Origin of the sequence: Chamaesiphon sp. VAR_69_metabat_338 (assembly GCF_031423935.1) — a bacterium.
In the GTDB taxonomy this organism is placed as follows: Bacteria; Cyanobacteriota; Cyanobacteriia; order Cyanobacteriales; family Chamaesiphonaceae; genus Chamaesiphon.
The window spans coordinates 1-3,531 of sequence record NZ_JANPGM010000125.1; the positions used below are offsets into that span (position 1 = coordinate 1).

At 46.1% G+C, this 3,531-nt stretch carries 3 protein-coding genes; 2 read left to right on the forward strand and 1 reads right to left on the reverse strand.

Going from position 1 to position 3,531, the window contains the following annotated elements; all coding sequences use genetic code 11:
- Positions 1-202 (reverse strand): helix-turn-helix transcriptional regulator (locus tag RMO84_RS03610; protein ID WP_310487090.1); only part of this gene is annotated, 202 nt, incomplete at its 3' end.
- 247 nt (positions 203-449) lie between these two features.
- Here RMO84_RS03610 and RMO84_RS03615 point away from each other — a divergent pair.
- The gene (locus RMO84_RS03615) at positions 450-1,289 is read left to right on the forward strand and encodes a hypothetical protein (protein ID WP_310487091.1); all 840 of its coding nucleotides are present in this window, start codon (positions 450-452) and stop codon (positions 1,287-1,289) included.
- 1,040 nt (positions 1,290-2,329) lie between these two features.
- Complete coding sequence (locus RMO84_RS03620) at positions 2,330-3,343, forward strand: restriction endonuclease (RefSeq protein WP_310487092.1); 1,014 nt, start codon at positions 2,330-2,332, stop codon at positions 3,341-3,343.
- Positions 3,344-3,531 lie beyond the last annotated feature (188 nt).

Consider the following 3,531-nt stretch of genomic DNA (forward strand, 5'->3'; position numbering starts at 1 on the left):
CGGGTAGTGTTGAATATGATTCTTCTTCCAGATCGAAACAGCCAATCACCTCAAGGATGGGAATCCCCGTAAATCTGGATAACTTAATCAGCTTACCGATCGGCGCGTTATCCGTCCATCTAGAAATAGTCTGACGATCGACATCGATCGCGGAAGCTACAGCAGAAAGCCGGAAACCACGTCTTCTAATTAATTCGTTCAATTCCTTACCCCCATTGCTCATTAGCCTATGTTGGCTACTTCAAGTACATCTTTATGAGACTTATTAATCTCGTAAGTGAGAGAAATTTATCTCGCTCGTGTTATAGTAGTGAAGTCGCCATTCTCCAATTAAACTCCTAACTTAATTGTGAATCGGAAAGCGACCGCGATCGCACTAGCGACAAAGAATTAAGGACTAATTTGAGCAATAAACCAGATCGCCGCCCCCAGTTGGGGCTAATTTTGACATGGAAACAATCGCCGAAAGATCGATAGAAAGCCATTTACTCAATCTCATCGCAGAATGGAAAGCAGACTTATTCGATCTCAACTTCAAAGATGTCGATGGCTGGAATGAGGGCAATCGAGTCGTGGCATCGGCTCAATATGCCTATATCAAATTCGGATTAATCCTCGAAAAAATCCGAAATGAATGTGCGTATAAATACTGCCAAGACAAATTGAAAACCTTCGCCCAGTTTTGCCGACAAAAGCTCAAACTCACCGTCTGGCAAGCCAATAGCTATATCGAAGCTGCCGATACAGCCATGTATCTCGCTGATTCTGGATTTGAGATCTTGCCAAGAAATTACTCCCAAGCGGCGGTATTAACTAAAGCCAAAAAGCTCGAAACAGGCTATTACCAAGATCATCCAATGTTAGAACAAATCTGGGGGACATTAGTTGCCAATACCACACCAGAAAAAATCACCGCGAATGCGATCGAAAAAGCACTCGATCCAGACTACGAAGAAAAGCAATCGCTCAGACTCCCAAAACGGCTGCTCGCCCGTGCCAAAATCCAAGCTCGGCTCAAAGGAATGACTGTCGAGGAATATTTGGACGAATTGATGAATGGAGATGCGGAAGACTCCCGCCCTGCCGAGCCTGAAGTGGCGAGTCAAGTCACCCCAGAGATGTCCAAAATTCTGGATGAGGTTGAATTGCAATGGCTCGAACCCAAATCCGAACAGATTACCTCTGCCGTCCAATCGCTCCCCAAGTTCGACGATAAGCCCTCCTTTTGGATCTGGCTGCTAGCATTTATCTCTCGATCTTCACCGCATCCCCAGCAGCTCAGTCTTTAGTACATTAGAACTTAGGAGTTGTCATCCTCACTTTTTTTGCTCGAATCCTCACTTTAGATCGCGCTGACGAGTAGTTTGGCGATCTTCCCTACCTACCTTTTTTTGCGATTGCCCGGATTTTTGGCAAATCTCAAGAGATGTTAAAAATAAACATTTGTTTTTTATATCTATAGATTATTTCAATGAGATTTAAATATTCTGAAAAACCACGTACATATTTTAAATATATTTATAAAAAATAAGTATGTATTTAAATTTTATTTACGCGTAATTTCAATGCCGTTCTGGATGTCCGATTAAGATTCCTCGTTCTTCTCCCTCCCTCTCAGCATAAAAAGCAGAATTCATTACCCATAGCGTAATCTTAAAAATGCAAATGTTACACAGCCAGAGATCGAGGTGAGATAGCGATGATTTATCAAACGTGCCTACCTCGATCGCTGCGAGATGTCCAGTTGAGAGCTTTCTGGCAACCGCCAACGCAATTGAGACGATCGAAACGAGTGCTGCTAAAAACCCTAAAAACCTGACTTTTTTGAAAAAGTTGGGTTTTTGTCCTAACCAGGCGATTGCGATAGCTCTCGATCGGGAAAGATAAAGATATCGCCAATAGCCAACAGCCCAAACGGTCGATCGATCGCGGAAAAGGTTTCACCAAGCGGCCAGACGCCACTCAATCAAATATCATTCCAAACCCGTCTATTTTCGCCCTGAACGCCTGCAAACTTGAAGAATGAGGAAATACCCTAAATGAAGTTTGAGAGCCTAAATTGGCTAATTTAGAGGGGTATTGACGATCGCTGTGACAGATAACCATGAACATACCCGATCGTTTTCCCGAACCTGCGTAGCTGCGCGCTCGTTGGGTCCCCCAACGTAAAAAGCGGATGCAACCACGCGGAGGTTCCCTCCGCATGTGTTGCACCAAGCAGCGCAACAAGACAGGCAGGTTTTGCACCACTACTAGCGGCGGTTTCAGCCGCTAGCGACCTCCAGCGCGTCAATTTCGCCCAGGAAAGGGGGAATGATAACTCTTGAGTATGTTTCCTCGTTTTCCATGTCTATCCCCGATTTCCAGTCAATTATGCTGCCACTGTCTTGACTCGCTAAACCGTCGGGGAACCCGACGGTTTAGCGAGTCGCTCCTGGCGTTTACCGGCGATGGCAAAGAGCATAAACTATCAGACGAGATCGAGCATCTGGCAACCACCCAATTCCACCTCACCGATACCGAACGCAAAGAACTACTCCCTTCTGGTAAACAGTCTAAATTTGCCAACCGAGTCGGCTGGGCTGGCACCGCTTGGTGCGCTTCCATGGTCGGGGAACAAAGGCGGGAGCGCATCCGCTATCTCAAAAAGGCTGGATTACTCACCTATCCAGCTCGCGGGAAGTTTCAGATTACCCAACGGGGTTTAGCTGTCCTCGCCCAAAAGCCACCCCGAATCGATATCAAATACCTCAAACAATTTCCCGAATACCTGGATTTCATCGGCGCGACTGTTAATGCCCCAGAAGTAGCTAATATCCGGCTCGAACAGACCCCCGACGAGGTAATCGCGTCAGCCTACCGCCAACTCCGCCAGAATCTCGCCCAAGAACTCCTAGAACGGATTAAAACAGCCTCTCCAGCCTTCTTTGAGCAACTAGTAATCGAACTACTAGTCAAGATGGGTTATGGCGGTTCTTTGGTGGATGCAGGGATGGCAATTGGCAAGTCTGGAGATGAAGGAATCGATGGAATTATTAAGGAAGATCGGCTCGGTTTGGATGCGATTTATATCCAAGCAAAACGCTGGAATAACACTGTCGGGCGTCCGGAAATTCAACAGTTTGTCGGTGCCTTAGCGGGTACGGGCGCGCGCAAGGGAATCTTCATTACGACCTCAAAGTTCTCAGAGCAAGCCAAGTCTTATTTACCTGCCAATGTGAAGGTTGTTCTTATCGACGGGGCACAGTTAGCCGAGTACGCAATTGAGGTAAATCTCGGCGTTTCGGTTGTTTCTGAATACCAAATCAAACGGCTGGATTTAGATTATTTTGATGGTGAATAGTTGCAGGTACTTTTGCAGTCGATCGCAATACCGGATCGATAGTTACCGTGCTGAAAATTAGCTGAGAATTTGGAGCGTTGTCGAGCCAGCCATCCGGGATCGAGGTAGGGATGGAATAAGGATGTGAAAAGAAGCATTATCACATCCTTAATAGTTCGATCTCAATACTAGCAAGCTTTATCAGCCCA

Excerpts from the sequence above, each read along its gene's own strand:
- RMO84_RS03615 (WP_310487091.1), top strand. The coding sequence starts at position 450 with ATGGAAACAATCGCCGAAAGATCGATAGAAAGCCATTTACTCAATCTC.
- RMO84_RS03620 (WP_310487092.1), top strand. The coding sequence starts at position 2,330 with ATGTTTCCTCGTTTTCCATGTCTATCCCCGATTTCCAGTCAATTATGC.